This is a genomic window from Streptomyces sp. (assembly GCF_019510245.1).
Taxonomy (GTDB): domain Bacteria; phylum Actinomycetota; class Actinomycetes; order Streptomycetales; family Streptomycetaceae; genus Streptomyces.
The window spans coordinates 27,893-48,440 of sequence record NZ_JAEKKT010000243.1; the positions used below are offsets into that span (position 1 = coordinate 27,893).

Below are 20,548 nucleotides of genomic sequence, written 5' to 3' on the forward strand. Positions count from 1 at the left end.
GCGTTACGGCTTCAGGAACTTCTCCAGGGCCTCCACCACGAAGCGGTGGTCCTGGAGTTGGGGGAGGCCCGAGACCGTCACGGAGCCGATCACGCCCGCGTTCTCGACGGTGATCGGGAAGGAGCCGCCGTGGGCCGCGTACTCGTCCGGGTTCAGGCGGGAGGACTCCTCGAAGGTCGTGCCCTTGGCGCGGAAGCGGGCGCCGACCAGGTAGGAGGCCGAGCCGTAGCGCTCGACCACGCGGCGCTTGCGGATGATCCACGCGTCGTTGTCGGGGGTGGAGCCGGGCAGGGCCGCGTGGAAGAGCTGCTGGCCCCCGCGGTGGATGTCGACGGCGACCGGGGCCTGGCGCTCCCGGGCCATCTCCACCAGCAGGGAGCCGAGGGCCCACGCGTCGTCGTACGTGAACTGGCGGAACACCAGGCGGCGTTCCTGCCTCTCCAGCTCCTCCACGGACGGGGTGAGTTCGGGAGCGGTCTTCGGGGTGAGCTGCGGGCGGTGCATCAGAGGGTCACCGTCACCTTGTCTCGTGCCGAGCGGCGGGCTGCTTCCAGTACGTCCAGGGCGGCCGCCGCCTCCAGCGCGGTCACCGGGTTGGGGCCCTCGCCCCGCAGGGCCCGGGCCACGGCCGCGTAGTACGCGGGGTAGTCGCCGGGGAGGGTGGGGACGGCGCGGCCGCCGCCGGTGACCGGGGACTCTCCGGCGCCGAGACGGCCGTACAGCGACTCCGGTTCCTGGCCCCAGGCGGCCGAGGTGTGCGGGCGCTCGCCCTTGCGCAGGGCGTCTTCCTGGGGGTCCAGGCCGTACTTGACGTAACCGGCCTTCGAGCCCAGCACCCGGAAGCGCGGGCCGAGCTGGGCCGCCGTCGCCGAGGCGTAGAGGTGCGAGCGGACGCCGTTCGCGTGCGTGACGGCGATGAAGGTGTCGTCGTCCGTCTCGGCGCCGGCCCGGCGGATCACCGACTCGGCGTACACCTCGGTGGCGGGGCCGAAGAGGACCAGGGCCTGGTCGACGACGTGGCTGCCGAGGTCGTAGAGGAGACCTCCGATCTCTGCCGGATCGCCGGACTCGCGCCAGCCGCCCTTGGGCTGCGGGCGCCAGCGTTCGAAGCGGGACTCGAAGCGCCAGGCGTCGCCGAGTTCGCCGTCCGCCAGCAGCCTGCGGAGCGTCAGGAAGTCGTTGTCCCAGCGGCGGTTCTGGAAGACCGAGAGCAGCAGACCGCGCTCCTCGGCGAGGGCGGCCAGCCCGCGCGCCTCCGCGGCGGTGCCGGCGACCGGCTTGTCGACCACGACCGGGAGGCCCGCCTCGAGGGCGGTCGTCGCCAGCGGGACGTGCGTCCTGTTCGGGGACGCGATGACGACCAGGTCGAGTTCGGCGGCCCGGTCGAACAGCTCGTCGGGGGCGGCGACCGTCCGGACGTCGGGGAACTCGGCCTTCGCCTGCGCCTGCCGCTCGGGGTTCGAGGTGACCACCGTGTCCAGGGCGAGGCCCTCGGCGGCGGCGATCAGGGGGGCGTGGAAGACGGACCCGGCGAGGCCGTAGCCGATGAGGCCGACGCGAAGGGGGGTGGCAGCAGCTGTCATGCGTCCTACTTTCGCAACGCTGTTGCCAAAGTGCAAGTGGGAGGGAGAATGAGTGGCGTGGACAGGACGAGGAGCGGGCGGCCGGGTGTGGGCGGCGGGCGAGCGGGTGCGGGCGGGCGAGCCGGCGTGGGCGGCGGGCGGCCGGGTGCGGCCGGGGTCAATCTGCCGGCTCTGCGCAGTCACAACACCGCGCTGGTGCTGGACCTGCTGCGCACGGCCGGGGAGGGCGGCATCAGCCGGCTCGAACTGGCCGAGCGGACCGGGCTCACCCCGCAGGCGGTCAGCAAGATCACCGCGCGGCTGCGGGAGGACGGCCTCGCCGCGGAGGCCGGGCGGCGCGCGTCGACGGGCGGCAAGCCCGCCACCGTGCTGCGGCTGGTGCCGGACGCAGGGCACGCGGTGGGGATCCAGCTGGACCGGGACGAGCTGCGCGCGGTGCTCGTCGACCTCGACGGCACGGTGGTCGCGGAGCGGCAGGCGGAGGTGGACCTGGGGGCCGGGGCGGAGGCCGTCCTCGGCGCGGTCGTGGAGCTGGCCGGGGAACTGGTCGAGCGCGGCGGCGACACCCTGCTCGGGGTCGGGGTGGGGGCGCCCGGCCCGCTCGACCACAGCCACGGGGTGCTGCACCGCGTCACCGGGTTCCCCGAGTGGGACGGCTTCCCGCTGCGGGACGAGCTCGCCGCGCGGCTCGGGGTGCCGGTCGTCGTCGACAAGGACAGCAACGCGGCGGCCCTCGGACTCGCCGTCGGCGGCGAGGGCGGCTCCTTCGCCTGCCTGCTCCTCGGTACGGGGCTGGGCGCCGGCCTCGTGATCGGCGACACCGTGCACCGGGGGGCGCGGACCGCGGCCGGGGAGTTCGGGCACCAGGTCGTCCAGCTCGACGGACCGCCCTGCCCCTGCGGCAACCGCGGCTGCATCGAGGCGCTGTGCCTGGCGGCGGTGGCCCGCGGCGACGTGGCCGAGGCGGCGCGGGTCCTCGGCGTCGGCGCCGCGAACCTGGCCGGCCTGCTCGACATCGACGTCGTGTTGCTCGGCGGCCGGACGATCGCCGCCGCGCCGGAGCCGTTCGTCCGGGGGGTCGCCGCCGTCCTCGACGAACACGCTCGGCGCGAGGGCGGCCTCGGTACGACCGTCCCCGTCCGCCTCGCCCCCGGCGGGGACCGGGGCGTCGCGGAGGGGGCGGCTCAGCTGCTCCTCGCCCCGCTGTTCGGCCGCGCGGACGGCTGATCACCGCTCGGGCGGACGGCCCCCACTGGCCCGCAGGTGCCCACCGGCCGTTCGGCACCGCCGAAATCCGCCGTTGTGGTTGATCGCCGTCGCGGCGGGGTGAGGAAGGGCGACGGGGTGAGGAAGGGTGACGGGGTCGGCGAAGAGGCGGCGGTGAACGGGGTACGGGGGACGGCTGATCGGGGGGACTACCGGTCCGTCCGCGGAGTGGCGTCCGGCGTCCCCGGCTCCCGCCCGGCAGAGTCACCTGTCCATGCGCATGCGACTGAGCACCTTCCTGTCCCTCTGCCTGGCCGCCGCGACCGCCGTACTCGCCCCCGCGTCCCAGGCGACGGCCGCCCCCGCCGTCGCCGACGCGTCCTGCGCGGGCGCCGAACAGCAGGGCTTCCCCCTCACCACCCGCCTCCACGACGGCCCCTCGTCCTACGAGCCCGGCGGCGGCTTCGGCACCTGGTACCTCGACCTCACCAACACCACCGGCCACACCTGCGCCGCCATCCACCCGGTCGTCGTCCTCGTCGACGACAAGAAGGCCCTCAAGCCGTCCCAGGCCGAGCTGGAGTTCTACGACGGCCCGCGCACCCGCCCGGTCCCGCTGACGGAGACCGACGAGTCCGAACTGGTCGGCGTCTTCGACGGGACCGGTTTCCCGGGGCTCACCGTGGCGCCCGGGGCGACCGTCTCGGTCAAGGTGCGGCTGGCCGTCACCTCCGACGCCGTACGGAACGGGGTCACGGTCAACGCGGCCGTCGTACAGCGGCAGGGGTCGGACGGCGAGTGGGTGGGGGAGTCGAACGCCTACCGCTTCGGCATCGGCGGCGAGGCGCCGCCGCTGCCGCCCGCGAGCGTCGCCCCCGCCGTCCCCGCCGTCCCTTCCAGCGGCTCCTCGCAGGTCGGCCCGGAGACGCCCGCGCAGACACCTGAGGGGACACCCGAAGGGACACCTGAGGGGACCGGCTCCGCCAGTCCCGACACCAGCCCGGGGGCCAGCCCTGGCGCCACCCCGGGGGCCACCCCCGGAGCCACCCCGGGCGACAGCGCCCCGCCCTTCACCGACGAGGCCGGCGGAGAGCGGGACGGCCGCCGTGACGGCCGGGACGGCCGGGAAACCTGGGACCGCCGCAGGGAGGTCTGGGACCGCCGCCGGGAAGCCTGGGACAACCGAGGCGCCTGGGACGGCGCCGATGGACCCTGGGAGGCCGGGGAACGCGCCCGCGAACTGGCCCGCACCGGCCTCGGCCTGGCCCACGGGCTGTTCACCGCGTGCGTCGCCCTGCTCGCCGTGGGAGCGAGCGCCTTCCTGCTGGCACGCCGACGGCGGTGACCCCCGGCGGGCGACGGCCACGGCCACGGTCATGGTGACGGCCCCGGCCCCGGCCACCGACCAGGCCCCGGCGCCCCCGTCCGCTCCGGCATCCCGGAGCACGGCCGCATCCCGAAGTACTACGCGGTGAAGGCGCGGATCGATCAGCTCGTCGGCGGGCTGGGGGAGGGCGGCGTCATCCCCAGTGGGATCAGACGACGGCCGGTACGACAAGGTCTTCGCCGACTTCACCCAGCAGACCGGCATCAGGGCCGAGCAGGGCGACAGCGGTTCCGGCGAGGTGGTGCAGCGCGCGCTGCAGGAGAAGAGCAACCCGCAGGCCGACCGGCAGGTGAGCAGGGCATTCCCGGGTGATCCGGTGTGTGTCTAGGCTGGGGGCGTCGGTACGCCGTGGTTCCGGCGCCCCTGCTCAACGCAGTCCGCACGTACGCCATCCGCACGCCAGGAGACGCACAGCATGGCAGAGCGCAAGCCCATCGAGTCGTGGCTCACCGACATGGACGGGGTCCTCATCCACGAGGGGGTTCCGATCCCCGGAGCGGACGCCTTCCTGAAGAAGCTGCGGGAGTCCGGACGGCCCTTCCTGGTGCTCACCAACAACTCCATCTACACCGCTCGCGACCTGCACGCACGGCTGCGCCGGATGGGGCTGGACGTGCCGGTGGAGAACATCTGGACCTCGGCGCTGGCCACCGCCCAGTTCCTCGACGACCAGCGGCCCGGCGGCAGCGCCTACGTCATCGGCGAGGCCGGCCTGACCACCGCCCTGCACGACATCGGGTACATCCTCACCGACCACGAGCCCGACTTCGTGATCCTCGGCGAGACCCGCACCTACTCCTTCGAGGCGCTGACCAAGGCCGTGCGGCTGATCAACGACGGCGCCCGGTTCATCGCCACCAACCCCGACAACGTCGGCCCGTCCGTGGAGGGCGACCTGCCCGCCACCGGCTCGGTCGCCGCGCTGATCACCGCCGCGACCGGCAAGAAGCCGTACTTCGTCGGCAAGCCCAACCCGCTGATGATGCGGGCCGGCCTCAACGCGATCGGCGCCCACTCGGAGACCTCCGCGATGATCGGCGACCGCATGGACACCGACGTCCTCGCCGGCCTGGAGGCCGGGATGCGCACCTTCCTGGTGCTGTCCGGCGTCACCCAGCCGGACGACGTCGACCGCTACCCCTTCCGGCCCTCCGAGGTCGTGGACTCGATCGCGGACCTCGTCGACCGGATCTGACCGCCTCCGGATCCCTCCGGATCGGCTCCGGACCGGCTGCGACCGGCGGGCACCAAACCTGAGACCACCCGTACGGAGCAACAAGGCGCCCCCAGAGGATGCGGGGGCGCCCCGTGCGGGGGAGCCTCCAGATATCTGGAGGTTCACGATGGGCTCAATTCCCCTCACTCTCTGTACCGGACTCGTGGTCTGCGCCGCAGGGCTCGCCCCGGCGGCGGCCCTCGCGGCGGACGGCCAGGGCGTCACCGTGATCCCTGCTTCCCCGCCCGCCGGAGCCGTGGTGGCGCTGCGGGCGAGCGGCTGCTCCGGTACGACCGGCACCGCCGCCTCGACGGCGTTCGTCACGGACGTCCACCTGGCCGGCACCGGCGGCGACCTGACCGGCCAGGCCGAGGTCCGCTCCACGGCCGGCGCCGGTGACTACACCGTGCAGGTCACCTGCGGCGGCTCCGCCGTCACCGGCAGCGTCACCGTCGTACGGCAGTCCCAGCCGGACGCGCCCGGCGTGGTGCCCGCCTCGCCGTTCGCGCCCGTGCACGCGGGCGGCGGCGGCACCGCCCCGCTCGCCTCGGTGGATGCCCGCTCGGCCGGTCCGGACGCCGCGCAGGCGGTCACCGGCCTGCTCCTCGCCGCGGTCGCCGCGGTCGCCGTCGGACTGCTGAGCGCCCGCCGCCGGCACGGCTCGCACTGAGGACGGGAGCGATGTCCGACGACACCGAACGTTCCCCCGGCACCGGACGGCTGCTGACCGGGGTGGCCTGGGCGGTCCTGCTGCTCGGGCTCTGGCTGTGGGGCCGGGGGGTGACCGAGATACCCGACGGCATGGCAGGGCCCACCACGGGTGACGTGGCCGCCGTCGGCCGTCCTCCTTCGGACCCCGAACTCCCGCCCGCAGCCAAACCGTTGACCTCGTCCGCGCCCGAGCGCGTCGACATACCGGACCTGGGCGTGCAGGCCCCCGTGGTCGCCCGCGGCCTCGACGGGGACGGCGGGGTCGACCCGCCCCCCTTCGACCAGCCCGACGTGGTCGGCTGGTACGGCTCCGGGACCGACCCCGGCGCGGCCGGCACCGCGGTCCTGGTCGGGCACGTCGACACCGAGACCCGGCCCGCCGTCTTCTACAAGATCAGCGCGATGCGCCCCGGCGAGACGATCCGCGTGGTCCGCGCCGACAACACGGTCGCCGAGTTCACCGTCGACGACGTCCGGGTCCTGCCCCGCGACCACTTCGACGCCCAACAGGCCTACGGCCCGCGCGAGTCGGGACGCGCCGAACTCCGCCTGATCACCTGCGGCGGCACCTTCGACCGGACGACGCACAGCTACACGGCGAACGTGGTGGTCTCGGCGTACCTGACGGGCACCGGTCCGCAGAACGCGCGGCGGTGACGCGAACTCCCGGACAACCCTTGGCGTCCCCGGGGTGTCTGAAGGGTGGCGGGGCGAGAGGCGTCCCGTGGGGAGGGGCACGGAATGACCAACCGTCAGCGCAAGGTGGGGGCGGTGCTGGCCGCCTTCGCGGCCGCCGTCGCCGCATGGCTGCCCACCACGTCCGCACAGGCCGCGGACGGGCCGGTGGTGCACATCTTCGTGGTGAACGACGACATCGGGGTGCCGGTACCGACCCAGGATCCGCCGCAGATCAGCTGGGGCCTGGACAACGACGGGCCGGGCGCCGCGAAGGGCGTCACGATCAAGCTCGACTTCAGCCAGGTCAAGGACTGGGTCACCGTCAACGGGAAGACGGTCGACACCTACACGGCGCCCGCGCTCGGCGACCTCCACGAGGGCGACAACGGAGGCGGCTTCGTGGACCTGCGGGCGAAGGACGGCACCCCGCTGGGCACCAAGGGCACGGTGACCCTCAGCGGCACCTCGTCGAACGGCACCGTGGTCTCCAAGACCGTCGAAGTGACCGCGGGCGACGTGGAGCTGAAGGTCAACAAGCTCGCCGACCGCAAGGGAGACAAGCCCGGTTCCACCATCGAGTCCCCGCTCACCATCAGCAACACCGGCTCCCTGCCCGCCCACGGCGTCCAGCTGCAGGTGCTCACCACCCCCGGCCTCTCCTACGCGGACAGGTTCTCCAACTGCTCCTACTCCACGGCCTCCGGTGACTTGTACGGCACCACCCAGCAGGCGTTGTGCACCTTCGACACGACCGTCGAGCCGGGCAAGAGCTACCGGCTGGACCAGCCGCTCAAGCTGGACGTGAGCAAGCAGGCGCTGTACGAGTACATCCGCCGTGAGGCCCTGCCCGTGAAGGACGCCAAGGCGCCGTCCGGAAGCGGCCCGAAGCTCTCCCTGGTGGCCGCCGGAGCCGCGGACACCGGTGGCGTGGAGCTCGGCAGGCAGTACGTCATGGTCGACAACACGGCGGACATGGCCGCGGGCGGCGACACCGCCTCGGGCGCGCCGGGCGACCTGGTGCACGTGGACCTCACGCTGAGCAACGAGGGCCCCGCCCGGATGGCCAACGACGTCGGCGACGACCAGCCCGCGCTGGTGTTCACCGTCCCCACCGGCGCCAAGGCCGTGGAGATCCCCGACCGGTGCCGGGTGTGGGACCCCGAGGCCCAGTCCAGCACGGGGGAGCGGACGCCTGGCGCCCCGCAGTACGTCTGCTTCCCGCAGCCGAACTATTTCGAGGTCGGGGACACCCGTACCTTCCACTTCGGCCTGGAGATCCGCAAGGACGCGAAGACCACCACCGGCGAGGTCCGGGCGACGACGACGTACGACACCCCCCTGGAGTTCGACCACAACCCCGCCAACAACACCGCGCCCGTCACCGTCAAGGTCGAGGGCGACGACAACGGTGCCACCACCTCGCCCTCCGCGTCCGCCACCACCCCGGGCACCGGCGGCAAGGCCGGCGGCAACGACGTCACCCCCCAGACGGTCGCCGACACGGCCGGGGACGGCTCCCTCGCCAACACGGGCAGCAGCAGCGTGCTGCCCGTCGCCGCCGCGGTGGGCGCGGGCGCGCTGCTGCTCGGTGGCGGTCTGGTGTTCGTCGTCAGGCGCCGCAAGGCCTGACCGCCGGCTCGGCCGCAACTCGCCCCACCTGTCGCCCGGTCGACGGCCCGCTCCCCTGAGACCGCCGACCGGGCCGGTCCTCGACCGCGCGCGCTCGGGCTGCGGAAGTGACCCGGCGGCTGGCGCGGGAGGCTGGGAAGGGCGGGCCGGTGTCCGGGCCGCCCGCAAGCGACTCTAGAGGGCAACGGGCGCCCCGGCCCAGGTTCGCGCTCGCCAAGTCCGTTGACAGCGGCTGTAACAGCTCACCGACAAGGTTGGGCGATCTCGTGGCGAGTGCGGTGGGTATGTCACGATTGGGCTCTGGCCAGGTGCACCCAGGGGGGAATTGGATGTACGACAGCAGGGGGGCCCGCTCGGCGGCCCGGGCCGGGGCGGTGGGGGCGGCGCTGCTGCTCGCCGGCTGCTCCTCGGGCGGCGGCTCGGGCGGGGACGGGCCGGCCGCGAGTCCGCAGGCGGTGATCACCCAACAGCCCAAGGAGGCCGACCCGTTCTGGGTGAACCCCGACTCCAACGCGGCCCGCCAGGTGAAGGCCTACGCGCGGGCCGGCAAGGACGGCGACGCCGAGCAGATCCGCAAGATAGCGGCACAGCCGACCGGCGAGTGGATCGGCCCGGAGAACCCGGAGCAGGAGGCGCGCGGCTTCACCGAGGCCGCCCAGAAGTCCGACCGCACGGCCCTCCTGGTCCTCTACGACATCCCGCACCGCGACTGCGGCCAGTACAGCCAGGGCGGCGCGGCCGACGGCGACGCGTACCGGGCGTGGATCGACGGGGTCGCCCGGGGGATCCAGGACCGTCCCGCCACGATCGTCCTGGAACCGGACGCGGTACTGCACCTCGTGGACGGCTGCACCCCGGCCCGATTCGCCGAGGAACGCTACGACCTACTGCGCGGCGCGATCACGAAACTCAAGTCCCTGAAGAACACCAAGGTCTACCTGGACGCGGGCAACGCCGGCTGGGGCCGCCCCGACCAGATCTACCAGCCCCTCCAGCAGGCGGGCGTCGCCCAGGCGGACGGCTTCGCCGTCAACGTCTCCAACTTCTACTCCACCCAGGACTCCATCACCTACGGCAAGCAGCTGTCGGCGAAGGTCGGCAACAAACACTTCGTCATCGACACCAGCAGAAACGGCAACGGCCCGTACGCGGGCGGCGATCCGGAGGAGCGGTGGTGCAACCCGCCGGGCCGGGCCCTTGGGGAGACCCCGACGACGAAGACGGCCGACCCGCTGGTCGACGCCTACCTGTGGGTCAAACGCCCGGGGGAGTCGGACGGCACGTGCAAGGGGGGCCCGCAGGCGGGTAATTGGTGGCCGGCCTACGCCTTGAAACTGGCACAGGGATCACAGACCTAGGGGCGCTGGGGGTACCCCCGGCCGAAGGCTGGGGGAGGAACCGCGCGACGAGCCCGAACCGGCCCGCGGGTGACCACTGCCCGGTTCGGCACCGCCGGATGCCGCCGCTGCGGCTGAGCGCCGTCGCGGCGGGAGGAATACGGGGGCGAGCAGCCGACCCACGGGCGCGGGGCGGAGCCGATGTGCGGCTCCGCCGCGCGGGCGCGACCAGCCGCAGCGCTCCCGCGCCCGAAGTCCCGTCCCGCGGGAGCGCTACGGCACCTTCACCCACTGCGCCTTGCTCGGCGTCCCCTGATCGTCGTCCACGAAAAGCATGTACCACCCCGAAGGAACCAGGTTCCGGTTCCCCGGCACCGTCACAGTGATCCGATTCCCCGACGTCGTGAAGTCCAGGGCGACCGACCGCTGGTCCACATCCGTCACATGGGTGGTCGCACTCGGCCGGACAAGCCGCACCTTCCTGATGGCCGACGCCTGCCGCGACGTGAACGTCCCCGACCCACCCCGCGCGATCGTCTGCGGCCCCCCGCTCAGCGACGGCCGTGAGTCCCGGTACAGGTACGGCGGCGTGTAGATCTCGATCCGCTGCTCGAAGACCCCCGGCTTGGTGTTCGCCTTGTCCGCGAACAACGGGTTGGAGCCGAAGAACATGACCCGGCCGTCGGGCAGCAGGATCGACCCGGAGTGGTAGTCACGGCCCACGAGCGGGTCGGCCACCCTCCGGAAGGAGTTCGTGGCGGTGTCGTAGATCCGCGCCTGTTTGATGTCGGAGGCGCCGCGCCCCCGGTAGTCCTCGGAGCCGCCCGAGACCAGCACGCTGTCGTCCGGCAGGACCGAGACCTGCGGGTACCGCGTCCCCTTCTCCAGCGCGGGGCCGTCGACGAACTTCGGGTTCGGGTCCTTCAGGTCGATCAGCCGCGTCTTCCTCGTGGACAGCGCGGACTCGCCGACCCCGCCGCCCCCGACCACCATGTACTTCTCGTCCTGCGCCGGAGGCAGCAGCACCGTCCCGGAGGTCTCCAGCATGTTCGGGTCGCTGAGCCCGGACAGTTTCGTGAACCGGTTGGTGCCGACGTCCCAGATCCCGGGGTCACGCCCGACGTCGTCCGGCCCGTATCCCGCGTTGGAGCCCGAGTAGAAGAGCTTGCCGTTCTGCAGCAGGAACAGCGCGGGATAGGTCGGGAACTGGCGCTTGTACTTCGTGTACGTCCAGGTCCTCGTCGCCGGGTCGAAGACCTCGTTCTTGCCGGGCACCAGCTGCCCGATGTCGTCGAGCCCCGAGACGCTCAGCACCTTGCCGTCCGACAGCGTCGTGAGCGTCGGGTACCAGCGTGCCTCGTTCATCGGGTCGACCTTGATGTACTTCTCGGCGACCGGATCGAATTCGTAGGCGTTCTTGATGCCCTCGAAGTCCCGTTTGTCCATTCCGAGTTTGTTGGCGATGCCGTAGGTGTTGCGGGCGTCGGCGCCGGTCAGTCCCTGGATGCGGTAGTTGTCCTGGGTGCCGGTCTCGTACCTGGTGCCCTGCTCGGACGCCTCCACGACGACGCGGGCGTAACCGGGGTTGTTGCGCAGGTACCTGCCGGCCTTGTCGAAGATCTTCGTCGCGCGCGGGATCAGCGCCGAGTCGTCGGAGACGAACGTCCTGCCGTTCTGCTTGCCGGTGAACCGGGTGCCCTTGGGCAGGGTCATCGGTTTGTCCGGGTTCTCGTTGTAGAGGATCATGACGCCGCCGGCCTTCTTGACGTCGCCCTTGAGCTTCTCGTACCGCTTGGTGCCGCCGGCGATCAGGATGTTGCCGTCGGCGAGCTGGGTGTGGCCGGTGCAGAACAGGTCGGCCGGGGTGGGCACCTTCTTGATCGTGCCCTTGACCGGGTCCCAGACCCGGCTGTCGTAGATCTTCGCGTCGAAGTTGTCCTGGTTGTTGCCCGAGCCCGCGACGAGCAGCACCTTCCCGGTGTGCAGGAGCACCGCGTGGATGGTGTCCTGGCGGTACTCCTTCGGGAACTCGATGATGTCCCAGTGGCCGTTCACGGCCTTGTACTCCGGTCTGTTGATCTTGTACTGGTGGTACCGCTCGGTCCCGAAGCGGTACAGCCACGGCCCGTTCATCCCGGCCAGGGCGAGAACGACCACGGTACTGATCGCGAGCCGGCGGGCCCGGCGACGGCCGGCGCTCTCGTTCATTCCTCACGACCTCCGAGTCCGCCGCGGCCTCCCAGCGCGCCCGGTCCGCCGAGCGCGATCCGCAGGGTCTGTTCCACGGGGGTGCCGGTGGGCGGCGTCCAGGTCGGCCGCTGCTGCGGCGCGTGTCCCGCGGGCAGGTATCCGGCCGGCACCGCGTCCTCCGGTTCGGCCACCGCCCCGGGTGCCCTGCGTTCCTTGCGCAGGGTGTACCGCCAGGCGAAGATCGGCGCGGCCGTGATCAGCAGCGCCAGCGTGGCCCAGGTGAGCATCGCGGGCTGTGCGTGGCCCTCGACGAAGCCGGCGGCGAGCGAGCCGCCGAAGACCAGGATGAAGAACCAGTGGATGCGGAAGGTCCCGAAGAGGGTGTCGGGGCTCGCCGACTCGCCCTTCGGGGTGACCACGAACCGGCTCTTGCGGCGCAGCACGGCGTCCATGAGCGAACGGGCGTAGACGGGTGCGGAGAGAGCCGACATCACCATGCCGGCGACGCCGCCGGAGCCCTCCGGCTCGTGCGGGGAGACGTTGTGCCGGCGGTTCCAGACGTAGAGGCCGATCTGGAGCGCGGAGGCGTTGCCGTAGAGCATCAGCCACACGGCGGGGTCGATGTTCACGCCCGAGGCGCCCAGGCCCAGGAACAGCGCGCAGCTCAGCGCCGCCAGGATCCAGTTGAGGGCCGACATCGGGTAGAAGATGATCATCATGGTGTAGTTGAAGAGCTTGCCGGGACCCAGGCTGAACAGGCCCTTCCAGTACTGCTTGAGGATCGTCTCGTACGTGCCCCGGGACCAGCGGAGCTGCTGGGTGAAGAAGTCGGTCCAGGCGTTCGGGCCCTCGCCGACCGCGAGCACGTCCGGGGTGTAGACCGAGCGCCACTTGCGGCCGGTCGCCGGGTTCTTCGCGCAGTGCATCTCGAAGCCGGTGGCCATGTCCTCGGTGATGGAGTCGTACAGCCCGCCGATCTGCCGGAGCGCCGTGATCCGTACGGCGTTGGAGGTGCCGACGAACATGGGGGCGCCGTAGCGGTTGCCGGCGCGCTGGATCAGGGCGTGGAAGAGGAACTGCTGGGACTCGGCGGCCTTGGTGACGAACGTGTCGTAGTTGCCGTAGACCTGCGGGCCGATGACGAAGCCGACGTCCGGGTCGCGGAAGTAGCCCAGCATCCGCTCCAGGTAGTTGGGGAGCGGGACGTGGTCGGTGTCGACGGAGGCGAAGAAGTCGTACTCGTCGCCGTGCGCCTCCAGCCAGGCGTTGTAGTTGCCGTGCTTGGTCTTGGCGCGGTGCGGGCCCTGCGGGCGGTTCCACCGCTCGACGCCCTTGCGGGTGAAGTGGTGCACGCCCAGGCGCGCGCAGACCTCCTTCACCTCCGGGTCGTCGCCCTCGTCGAGCAGCCAGACGTGCAGCAGGCCCCGGTGGCGCAGCCGGACGGCCGCCTCCAGGGTCCGGGTGACCATGTCGAGGGGTTCCTTGCCGGGCACGAACGTGGTGATGAAGGCGACGCGGGTGCCGGTCTCCGGGACCACCGGGACCGGGTCGCGGGCGACCAGGGTGGCGTGCGCGTTGGACAGCACGTTCATGCAGCGGAAGAACTCGATCAGGCCGATCGACACCAGCATCACGATGTCGAGGTCCGGCAGGAAGTCGTACGCCGGGTAGTCCCGCTGGGTCCAGTGCTCGGGCTGCAGCAGCCAGGCCAGCAGGACCAGCGAGAGCAGCGGGGCCGCGCCCAGCATCAGCGCGGCGCGGACGCGGTGCGGTTCCTGGGAGAGCAGCGAGCGGTACTGCACGGTGTACGGCCGGGCCGGGTCGGGCTGGGTGAGGGGGCCCGCGAGCCGGCTGTAGTGCTCGTAGTCGTATCTGGGCAGGGTCTTCTTTATGCGGCCCAGGGCGGCGGCGGTGCGGTGCGCGGGCACCCGGAGCTGCGCGGTCTGTGACGGGTCGTGTTCCTGTTCCTGCCGGGCGCCCATCGGCGTCGACGTCATGAGTCATCCCCCCACACGCAGATCAGCGCGTGTTTCATCGATCCCGGAGCCCGCTCGGATCCCCCTCGACCCTGCCGGGCGCGTCAATGACGGGGCACAGTCGTCCCACAGACAATGGACACGGACCGTGACCGTCCGGTTGCAGGGTGCCCCCCTCGGCACCGATTCATGACGGGGCCCCTCAACCCCGCAGATCTGGCAACCGGCTATCTACCCCCCAAGTGCCGCGAAACACCGGCACTTTGGACAACCAGGGTTCTACGGTGCTCAGCATGATCGCAAGGGCGAAACACCGTGTTTACCGGGCATACGCGTCCATTGTGGAGCGTGTGGGGATTGTGCGGATCGGTCGTGTCGGTTGTTGACATAAAGGGGCAAGGGGTAGCAATGGTCGGCGACGTGGCCCTGCGTGACCGATGGGGTGTACGCCAGAAGGCCCCCCGCTGCTGCGGAGGGCCTTCTGGGTGTCGGTGCGCCGCCAGGGACTCGAACCCCGGACCCGCTGATTAAGAGTCAGCTGCTCTAACCAACTGAGCTAGCGGCGCCTGCTGACATCGAGAACTCTACCCGACGGGCAGCCGTGCTCCCGACCATCGGCCACCGGGGCGACCCCCGTCCGCCCTCTGCCGTACATCATTCGGTCCGTCAGCATGCGCACCGGGACCTCAGTTGGGAAACTGATCAACGTGCACAGTCCCGGACATATCAACATGAAGTGTGAGGGGAATCGCATGGCGGCCCCGGTCTTCGAGGAATTCGACCCCGCGACCACCTGCGAATGCCCCGGCTGCGTCCACTGGCGGCGGGTGAGCCCCTCCCCGCTGCCCGGCCGCTTCGGCGGGCACCCGGCAGCCCGCGGCCTCCTGGTCGTGGCCGCCGCCACGTCCGCCGCCCTCGCCGCGGGCGCCCCGACCGCCGCCGCCCACGGCACCCCGCCCGCCCCGCACCGGTCCGCCGCCCCGGTGGACCCCGAGCCCGAGACCCCACAGGGCGTGAAGTCCCCCCTGCACGGTCCGAACGGCAAGCCCGTCCAGGGCCCGGTCACGACACCCCCCATCACCCGTACGCAGATCATCAACCGGGCCAAGACCTGGGTCACCGCCAAGGTGCCGTACAGCATGTCCCTCTACTGGACGGACGGGTACCGGCAGGACTGCTCCGGCTACGTCTCCATGGCCTGGGGGCTGACCGGCAACGAGTGGACCGGGAGCCTCGACCAGTTCGGCACGAAGATCACCAAGGACGAGCTCCAGCCCGGCGACATGCTGCTCTTCCACAACCCGGACGACCCCGAGAAGGGCTCCCACGTCGTGCTCTTCGGCGGCTGGACGGACTACACGCACACCTACTACACGGTGTACGAGCAGACACCCCCGCACGCCCGCAGCCAGGCCACGCCCTACGCCTACTGGAGCAACTCCGCCAAGTACGTCCCCTACCGCTACAAGGGCCTGATCGCGGACCCGGCCACGCCCGGTGCCCAGGCCGCGAGGACGTCGGTGGCGTACCCGGGGGCGGCCTACTTCGGGCCCGGTGCCCACAACAAGTACGTCACCCTCCTCGGACAGCTGCTGGTCGCCCGGGGCGCCGGCGGCTACTACGCCAAGGGCCCGGGGGCCGCCTGGGGGCCGTCGGACCAGCGGGCCACCCAGGCCTTCCAGCGGGCCCAGGGCTGGACCGGCGCCGCCGCCGACGGCCTGCCCGGCCCGCGCACCTGGGAACTCCTCGCCACCGGCAGGGGCAGGAACATCAAGTCCGCCACCACGACCCCGTCCGCCCCCGCCTCGCACGGGGTCCCGGGCTACCCCGGCAAGAACTTCTTCCGCCCGGGCGCCGCCAACGACTACATCACCCGGCTCGGCAGGCAGCTGGTCGAGAAGGGCTACGGGCGGTTCTACCCCGGCGGCCCGCATCCCGCCTGGGGCGAGGCGGACCGCAGGGCCGTCGAGGCGTTCCAGCGCGCCCAGGGCTGGCGCGGCGGCGCGGCCGACGGCTACCCGGGGCCGGAGACCTGGCGCCGCCTGTTCCTGTGACGACCCCGACTGCGACCCCTTGAGGACCCCCCGAAGCATCTGGCGCGGAGGCTGGAGGCAGGCATGAGTACGACCACCGCACACACCCCCGATTCGGACGGCCCCCCGGACGGCGGGCCGCCCACCCGCCCGACTCCCCGGCTGATCCAGAACGAGATCACCACCGAGATCCCCGTCCACCTGCTGTTCCGCGACGACCCCGACCCGGTGTCGGTGCCGCTGCGGCCGGCCGTGGTCGGCCGCCGTCAGGGCACCGGCGAACAGCCCCGGCTGCGCCGCCCGTTCCCGGCCAAGCCCCGGCCGGTCGCCGCCGTCGACCCCGACCTGGTGGAGCGTCCGGCCCGGGTGCTGCCCGGCGCGGCCGGCGTGTGCGCCGGGCTCGGCGGAGTGGCCGGGGGGCTCGCCACCTCCTGGTGGGCGGGGGCGCTGCCGCCGCTCGCGGCGCACGCGCTGCGCCTGCCGGCGTACGAGGGCGCGGGGCTGGGCCCGGTGCAGTGGGCGGCGTACGCCGGGGCCGGTGCGCTCGGGCTGGCCGGCTTCGCGGGGCTCTCGCGCGGGACGACCGGCCGGGCCTGGGTGCTCGGCCTGTTCGGCCGCTACCGGGGGACGGTACGGCGCACCGGCCTGCTCTGGGTCAACCCGCTGCTGCTGCGCCGCCGGGTCGACGTCCGGCTGCGGCACTGGCGCAGCGAGGAGATGCCGGCGGCGGACGGCAACGGGGTCGCGCTCCGGGTCGTCGTCCTGGTGGTGTGGCGGGTGCGGGACACCGCGCGCGCGGTGCTCGGCGTCGAGGACCACGAGACGTATCTGCGCGAGTGCGTGGAGGCCGCGCTGGCCAGGGTGCCGGTGGAGCCGCCGGGCACCGCCCGGGGTTCGGTGGAGATGGCCACGGACGCGCTGACCCGGCTGGTCACGGCGGACGCGGCGGGCATCGGCCTGGAGGTGTTCTCCGTGCAGCCCGTCCGGGTGGAGTACGCCCCGGAGGTCGCCGGGGCCATGCAGCGCCGCCGGATCGCCGCGCTCGACGCCCGGCAGCGGGCCACCATGCTCACCTCGGTCGTGGACTCGGTCGAGGACACGGTGACCCGGCTGACCATGCGCGGACTCGTCGAACTCGACGACTACGAGCGCAAGGTGCTGGTGCGTGACCTGACGGTGGCGTTCTGCTCGGGGCGGACCGACCCGGTGCCGTGACGGGTATGGACGTGTCTTTGATATGGACACGGTCAATAGTCGGCAATAATCTGGGACTTGGTCTAGACCTGCACGGCTCACTGAACCTCCCCCACGTTCTCCAGGAGCGGCAGCATGCGTAAACGGACCAAGGTGTCGGCCGTCGTGCTCGGCGTGGCGACCGCCGGAGCGTTCGTGCTCTCCACCGGCGGCGCCAGCGGGCACGGCTACACCGACCTCCCCATCAGCCGGCAGAAGCTCTGTGCCAACGGCACGGTGCCGAACTGCGGCGACATCCAGTACGAGCCGCAGAGCGTCGAGGGCCCGAAGGGCTTCCCGGCGGCCGGTCCCGCCGACGGCCGGCTCTGCAACGGCGGGCTGAGCAGGTTCGCCCAGCTCAGCTCGCCGACCACGCCGTCGGGCGGTGCCTGGCCGACGACGAAGGTGACCGGCGGCCAGACCTACACGTTCCGCTGGCAGTTCACCGCGATGCACGCCACGACCGACTTCAAGTACTACGTGACCAAGCAGGGCTGGAACCAGAACCACGCCCTCGCCCGTTCGGACCTCAACACCACCCCGTTCCTCACCGTCCCCTACAACGGCCAGCGCCCGCCGGCCACCCTCAGCCACAGCGGCACCCTGCCGTCGGGGTTGAGCGGTCACCATGATCCTGGCGGTCTGGACGATCGCCGACACGGGCAACGCGTTCTACGCCTGCTCGGACGTCACGTTCTGACCTGCGTCGTTCGACAACCGGGTAACACCCGGCCGATCTGAGCTTCGCTTGAGGACCCGCCGCGGGCCGCGGGGGTACGTTCCCGCCACACCGGTCGGTCGGACCGGTGTTCGGAGGCGGGGGACTCTCATGGGCCTGATGGAAGCGTTCTTCTACATCCTTCCCGGCATCTTCGTCGTCGTCGGGGTACTCGGGTTGGTCAAGACGCTGCGGCGGTCGAGCGAGATCAGCCGGACGTGGCGTCACGGGCGTACCGCCGAGGCGCGCTGTCTGCGGTCGTACACGAGGACCAGCGGCGGTGGCGGGGACACGTCCGTGACGACCACGCTGCACCATGTCTACGAGTTCACGACGGCCGAGGGGCGCGTCGTCCGCTTCGACGAGGCGAGCGGGCGGTCCACCGTGGTCGAGGGTGACTTCGTGACCGTGTACTACCTGCCGGAGCGGCCGGAGGGGGCGACGTCGCGGCCGCCCGCGCAGGGGAAGCTGGCGGTGGGGACCGGGTGCGCGGTGGCGTTCTTCGCGGTGTTCATCGGGTTCGCGCTGGTCTTCATGGGGGTGGCGCATTTCATGTTCTCGGCGGCGGACGGGACTTTTGCGCCGTGAGTGGCGGCTGAGGGCCGTGGGGCTCTGCGGGCCGGCGGGGGCTGGTCGCGCAGTTCCTGCCCCCAGCGCCCCTGACGGGGCGCTGCACATCTGACGGTGTGTCAATTACTCTGCCTCTCCATGGAGTCCGATGGACGCACCGTTGCTGAAGCCGTTGCCGCTCGGTGGGGGGATCACCGGGCGGGGCTGTGGTTCGAGGAGTCGGTGCTGACGAACCACGAAGTGGCCGCCGGGGCTGCCGCCCGGGCGGCTCTGCTCGGGGATTTGCTGCCTGCGGGTGCCGTGCCCCACGTCGGGGTCCTGCTCGACAACACCCCCGAGTTCCCGCTCTGGCTGGGGGCCGCCGCGCTCGCCGGGGCCGCCGTCGCCGGGGTCAATCCGACCCGCCGGGGACCCGAGCTGGCGCGGGACATCCTGCACACCGAGTGCCCGGTGCTCGTCACCGAGCGGGCACAGCTGCCGCTGCTCGCCGGGCTCGACCTGCCCGGTGTCCGCGTCCTCGTCACCGACGAGCCGGAGTACGGGGCTCTCCTCGCCCCCTACCTCGGTGCCTTCCCCGACGCCTCCCGGGCCGCCCCCGCGGACCGGATCCTGCTCTACTTCACGTCCGGTTCCACCGGCGCTCCGAAGGCCGCCCTCTGTTCGCAGGGGCGGCTCGCGGCGGCCGGGCGGTCGCTCGCGGGGCAGTTCGGGGTCCGGCCCGACGACGTGCACTACGTCTGCATGCCGATGTTCCACGGCAACGCCGTGATCGCCGACTGGGCCCCCGCGCTGGTGGCGGGCGCCGGGGTGGCGTTGCGGCGGCGGTTCTCGGCGTCGGGCTTCCTGGCCGACGTGCGGCGGTACCGGGCCACCTACTTCACCTATGTCGGCCGCGCGGTGCAGTACCTCCTCGCCACCGAGCCGCGCGCCGACGACCGGGACAACCCGCTGCGGATCGGGTTCGGGACGGAGGCCGGGGCCGTGGACGCGGCGGCCTTCGAGGAGCGGTTCGGGGTGCGGCTGGTCGAGGGGTACGGCTCCTCGGAGGGCGGGGCGGCGATCCAGTGGTCGCCGGGGACGCCGGCCGGGGCGGTGGGGCGGGCGACGCCGGGGCTCGTCGTACTCGACCAGGAGTCGGGCGCGGAGTGTCCGCCCGCCGTCTTCGACTCCGGAGGAAGGCTGCTGAACGGGGAGGCGGCGATAGGGGAGCTGGTGAACCGGGCACCGAATCCGTTCGAGGGGTACTGGCGGAACGCGGCGGCGGAGGCGGAGCGGCGCAGAGGAGGCTGGTACTGGACCGGGGACCTCTTCTACCGGGACGCGGAGGGGTACCTGTACTTCGCGGGGCGTACCGACGACCGGATCCGGGTCGACGGGGAGAACCTGGCCGCCGCGGTGATCGAGAACATCCTGGCCCGGTACGAGGGCGCGGAGGCCGTCGCCGTGTACGGGGTGCCGGACCCGGTGACCGGGGACCAGGTGATGGCGACCGTCGCCGGGCGGTTCGACCCCCTCGACTTCGCCGAGTTCCTGCTGGCCCAGCCCGACCTGGGGACGAAGATGGCGCCCCGGTTCGTGCGGGTGGTGGAGCGGATGCCGGTGACGGCGACCAACAAGATCCAGCGGGCCGCGCTGCGGAGGGCAGGGGTGCGGTGTGCCGACCCCGTGTGGTGGCGGCCGCCGGGGGAGCGGACGTACCGCAGGCTGACCCCGGAGGAAGCCGAAGGGCCCCTCGTCTCCACGAGAGGCCCCTCATCTGTGCGCCGCCAGGGACTCGAACCCCGGACCCGCTGATTAAGAGTCAGCTGCTCTAACCAACTGAGCTAGCGGCGCATGACCCACGCCGACCGTTCGAACCGTCTCTCGACTGGTTCGTCCGGCTGGCGACGAACGAAATAGTACCTGGTCCGGCGGGGTGCTTCAGACCGCCGCCGGGGGTGACCTAGTGCTGAATTCCTCTTTCGCTGGGTATATGTCCTGGTGACGGGGCGGTTCGGTTGTTCGGGGCGGGTGCTGGACGGTGGTGTTACGGGCACGGCCGAGCCGTGACGAGAACGAGGAACGGCTCGTGCACCGGCTGG

16 protein-coding genes, 2 tRNA genes and 2 pseudogenes are annotated in these 20,548 nt (G+C 72.1%); 14 read left to right on the forward strand and 6 right to left on the reverse strand.

All coding sequences use genetic code 11. The features are described 5' to 3' along the window. Window positions 1-3: 3 nt before the first annotated feature. On the reverse strand, window positions 4-504 hold the full coding sequence (locus tag JF597_RS47085; RefSeq protein WP_294011499.1) for a heme-degrading domain-containing protein: 501 nt from the start codon (window positions 502-504) through the stop codon (window positions 4-6). Beyond that, window positions 504-1,583, reverse strand: coding sequence for a Gfo/Idh/MocA family oxidoreductase (locus JF597_RS47090; protein WP_294011501.1), 1,080 nt, complete (start codon window positions 1,581-1,583; stop codon window positions 504-506). Before JF597_RS47090 ends, JF597_RS47085 begins: the two co-directional genes overlap by 1 nt. 126 nt (window positions 1,584-1,709) lie before the next feature. Here JF597_RS47090 and JF597_RS47095 point away from each other — a divergent pair, with 126 nt between their 5' ends. The 9 genes and pseudogenes from JF597_RS47095 (at window position 1,710) to JF597_RS47135 (ending at window position 9,768) form a co-directional block, all read left to right on the forward strand. Then, entirely contained in the window at window positions 1,710-2,810 is a 1,101-nt protein-coding gene (locus tag JF597_RS47095) for an ROK family transcriptional regulator (RefSeq protein ID WP_294011529.1), read from the forward strand. A 253-nt stretch (window positions 2,811-3,063) separates the two neighbouring features. Beyond that, window positions 3,064-4,134 (forward strand): hypothetical protein, encoded by a 1,071-nt coding sequence (locus tag JF597_RS55865; RefSeq protein ID WP_366916553.1) that lies wholly within the window; start codon window positions 3,064-3,066, stop codon window positions 4,132-4,134. Between the two features lie 90 nt (window positions 4,135-4,224). Next, window positions 4,225-4,320: pseudogene (locus tag JF597_RS47105) on the forward strand (GntR family transcriptional regulator); the annotation flags it as partial. Next, window positions 4,319-4,504, forward strand: coding sequence for a hypothetical protein (locus tag JF597_RS47110; RefSeq protein WP_294011503.1), 186 nt, complete (start codon window positions 4,319-4,321; stop codon window positions 4,502-4,504). The pseudogene JF597_RS47105 and the gene JF597_RS47110, both read left to right, overlap by 2 nt. An 87-nt stretch (window positions 4,505-4,591) precedes the next feature. Further along, the gene (locus tag JF597_RS47115) at window positions 4,592-5,371 is read left to right on the forward strand and encodes an HAD-IIA family hydrolase (protein ID WP_294011505.1); all 780 of its coding nucleotides are present in this window, start codon (window positions 4,592-4,594) and stop codon (window positions 5,369-5,371) included. Window positions 5,372-5,519: 148 nt separating this feature from the next. Next, on the forward strand, window positions 5,520-6,062 hold the full coding sequence (locus JF597_RS47120) for a hypothetical protein (protein WP_294011507.1): 543 nt from the start codon (window positions 5,520-5,522) through the stop codon (window positions 6,060-6,062). An 11-nt stretch (window positions 6,063-6,073) separates the two neighbouring features. After that, the gene (locus JF597_RS47125) at window positions 6,074-6,760 is read left to right on the forward strand and encodes a class F sortase (RefSeq protein ID WP_294011509.1); all 687 of its coding nucleotides are present in this window, start codon (window positions 6,074-6,076) and stop codon (window positions 6,758-6,760) included. Window positions 6,761-6,844: 84 nt separating this feature from the next. Continuing rightward, window positions 6,845-8,410 carry an LPXTG cell wall anchor domain-containing protein gene (locus tag JF597_RS47130; RefSeq protein ID WP_294011511.1) on the forward strand — a complete coding sequence of 522 codons (1,566 nt, stop codon included), beginning with the start codon at window positions 6,845-6,847 and terminating at the stop codon, window positions 8,408-8,410. Between the two features lie 329 nt (window positions 8,411-8,739). Then, complete coding sequence (locus tag JF597_RS47135; protein ID WP_294011513.1) at window positions 8,740-9,768, forward strand: glycoside hydrolase family 6 protein; 1,029 nt, start codon at window positions 8,740-8,742, stop codon at window positions 9,766-9,768. Between the two features lie 252 nt (window positions 9,769-10,020). Here the strand turns inward: JF597_RS47135 and JF597_RS47140 are convergent, their stop codons facing one another. From JF597_RS47140 to JF597_RS47150, 3 genes are all read right to left on the reverse strand, one after another. Continuing rightward, window positions 10,021-11,955 (reverse strand): kelch motif-containing protein, encoded by a 1,935-nt coding sequence (locus JF597_RS47140; protein WP_294011515.1) that lies wholly within the window; start codon window positions 11,953-11,955, stop codon window positions 10,021-10,023. Beyond that, the gene (locus JF597_RS47145; RefSeq protein WP_294011517.1) at window positions 11,952-13,934 is read right to left on the reverse strand and encodes a cellulose synthase catalytic subunit; all 1,983 of its coding nucleotides are present in this window, start codon (window positions 13,932-13,934) and stop codon (window positions 11,952-11,954) included. The genes JF597_RS47140 and JF597_RS47145 overlap by 4 nt, the downstream gene beginning before the upstream one ends. Window positions 13,935-14,405: 471 nt before the next feature. Beyond that, window positions 14,406-14,479: transfer RNA gene (locus tag JF597_RS47150), tRNA-Lys, on the reverse strand. A gap of 186 nt (window positions 14,480-14,665) precedes the next feature. On the opposite strand from JF597_RS47150, the gene JF597_RS47155 reads away from it, so the two are divergent. From JF597_RS47155 to JF597_RS47175, 5 genes and pseudogenes are all read left to right on the forward strand, one after another. After that, window positions 14,666-15,967 carry a peptidoglycan-binding protein gene (locus JF597_RS47155; RefSeq protein WP_294011519.1) on the forward strand — a complete coding sequence of 434 codons (1,302 nt, stop codon included), beginning with the start codon at window positions 14,666-14,668 and terminating at the stop codon, window positions 15,965-15,967. Window positions 15,968-16,030: 63 nt separating this feature from the next. Further along, on the forward strand, window positions 16,031-17,161 hold the full coding sequence (locus tag JF597_RS47160) for an SPFH domain-containing protein (RefSeq protein ID WP_294011521.1): 1,131 nt from the start codon (window positions 16,031-16,033) through the stop codon (window positions 17,159-17,161). A 114-nt stretch (window positions 17,162-17,275) separates the two neighbouring features. Next, window positions 17,276-17,879, forward strand: a pseudogene (locus JF597_RS47165) (lytic polysaccharide monooxygenase). A 138-nt stretch (window positions 17,880-18,017) separates the two neighbouring features. Then, entirely contained in the window at window positions 18,018-18,485 is a 468-nt protein-coding gene (locus tag JF597_RS47170; protein WP_294011523.1) for a DUF3592 domain-containing protein, read from the forward strand. 120 nt (window positions 18,486-18,605) lie between these two features. Further along, window positions 18,606-20,261: a long-chain-fatty-acid--CoA ligase gene (locus tag JF597_RS47175; RefSeq protein WP_294011525.1), complete on the forward strand. Its 1,656-nt coding sequence runs from the start codon at window positions 18,606-18,608 to the stop codon at window positions 20,259-20,261. Here JF597_RS47175 and JF597_RS47180 read toward each other — a convergent pair. Continuing rightward, window positions 20,227-20,300: transfer RNA gene (locus JF597_RS47180), tRNA-Lys, on the reverse strand. The two genes, JF597_RS47175 and JF597_RS47180, sit on opposite strands and share 35 nt — an antisense overlap. Window positions 20,301-20,548 lie beyond the last annotated feature (248 nt).

Excerpts from the sequence above, each read along its gene's own strand:
- JF597_RS47085 (WP_294011499.1), bottom strand. The coding sequence starts at position 504 with ATGCACCGCCCGCAGCTCACCCCGAAGACCGCTCCCGAACTCACCCCG.
- JF597_RS47090 (WP_294011501.1), bottom strand. The coding sequence starts at position 1,583 with ATGACAGCTGCTGCCACCCCCCTTCGCGTCGGCCTCATCGGCTACGGC.
- JF597_RS55865 (WP_366916553.1), top strand. The coding sequence starts at position 3,064 with ATGCGCATGCGACTGAGCACCTTCCTGTCCCTCTGCCTGGCCGCCGCG.
- JF597_RS47115 (WP_294011505.1), top strand. The coding sequence starts at position 4,592 with ATGGCAGAGCGCAAGCCCATCGAGTCGTGGCTCACCGACATGGACGGG.
- JF597_RS47120 (WP_294011507.1), top strand. The coding sequence starts at position 5,520 with ATGGGCTCAATTCCCCTCACTCTCTGTACCGGACTCGTGGTCTGCGCC.
- JF597_RS47125 (WP_294011509.1), top strand. The coding sequence starts at position 6,074 with ATGTCCGACGACACCGAACGTTCCCCCGGCACCGGACGGCTGCTGACC.
- JF597_RS47130 (WP_294011511.1), top strand. The coding sequence starts at position 6,845 with ATGACCAACCGTCAGCGCAAGGTGGGGGCGGTGCTGGCCGCCTTCGCG.
- JF597_RS47135 (WP_294011513.1), top strand. The coding sequence starts at position 8,740 with ATGTACGACAGCAGGGGGGCCCGCTCGGCGGCCCGGGCCGGGGCGGTG.
- JF597_RS47140 (WP_294011515.1), bottom strand. The coding sequence starts at position 11,955 with ATGAACGAGAGCGCCGGCCGTCGCCGGGCCCGCCGGCTCGCGATCAGT.
- JF597_RS47145 (WP_294011517.1), bottom strand. The coding sequence starts at position 13,934 with ATGACGTCGACGCCGATGGGCGCCCGGCAGGAACAGGAACACGACCCG.
- JF597_RS47155 (WP_294011519.1), top strand. The coding sequence starts at position 14,666 with ATGGCGGCCCCGGTCTTCGAGGAATTCGACCCCGCGACCACCTGCGAA.
- JF597_RS47160 (WP_294011521.1), top strand. The coding sequence starts at position 16,031 with ATGAGTACGACCACCGCACACACCCCCGATTCGGACGGCCCCCCGGAC.
- JF597_RS47170 (WP_294011523.1), top strand. The coding sequence starts at position 18,018 with ATGGAAGCGTTCTTCTACATCCTTCCCGGCATCTTCGTCGTCGTCGGG.
- JF597_RS47175 (WP_294011525.1), top strand. The coding sequence starts at position 18,606 with ATGGAGTCCGATGGACGCACCGTTGCTGAAGCCGTTGCCGCTCGGTGG.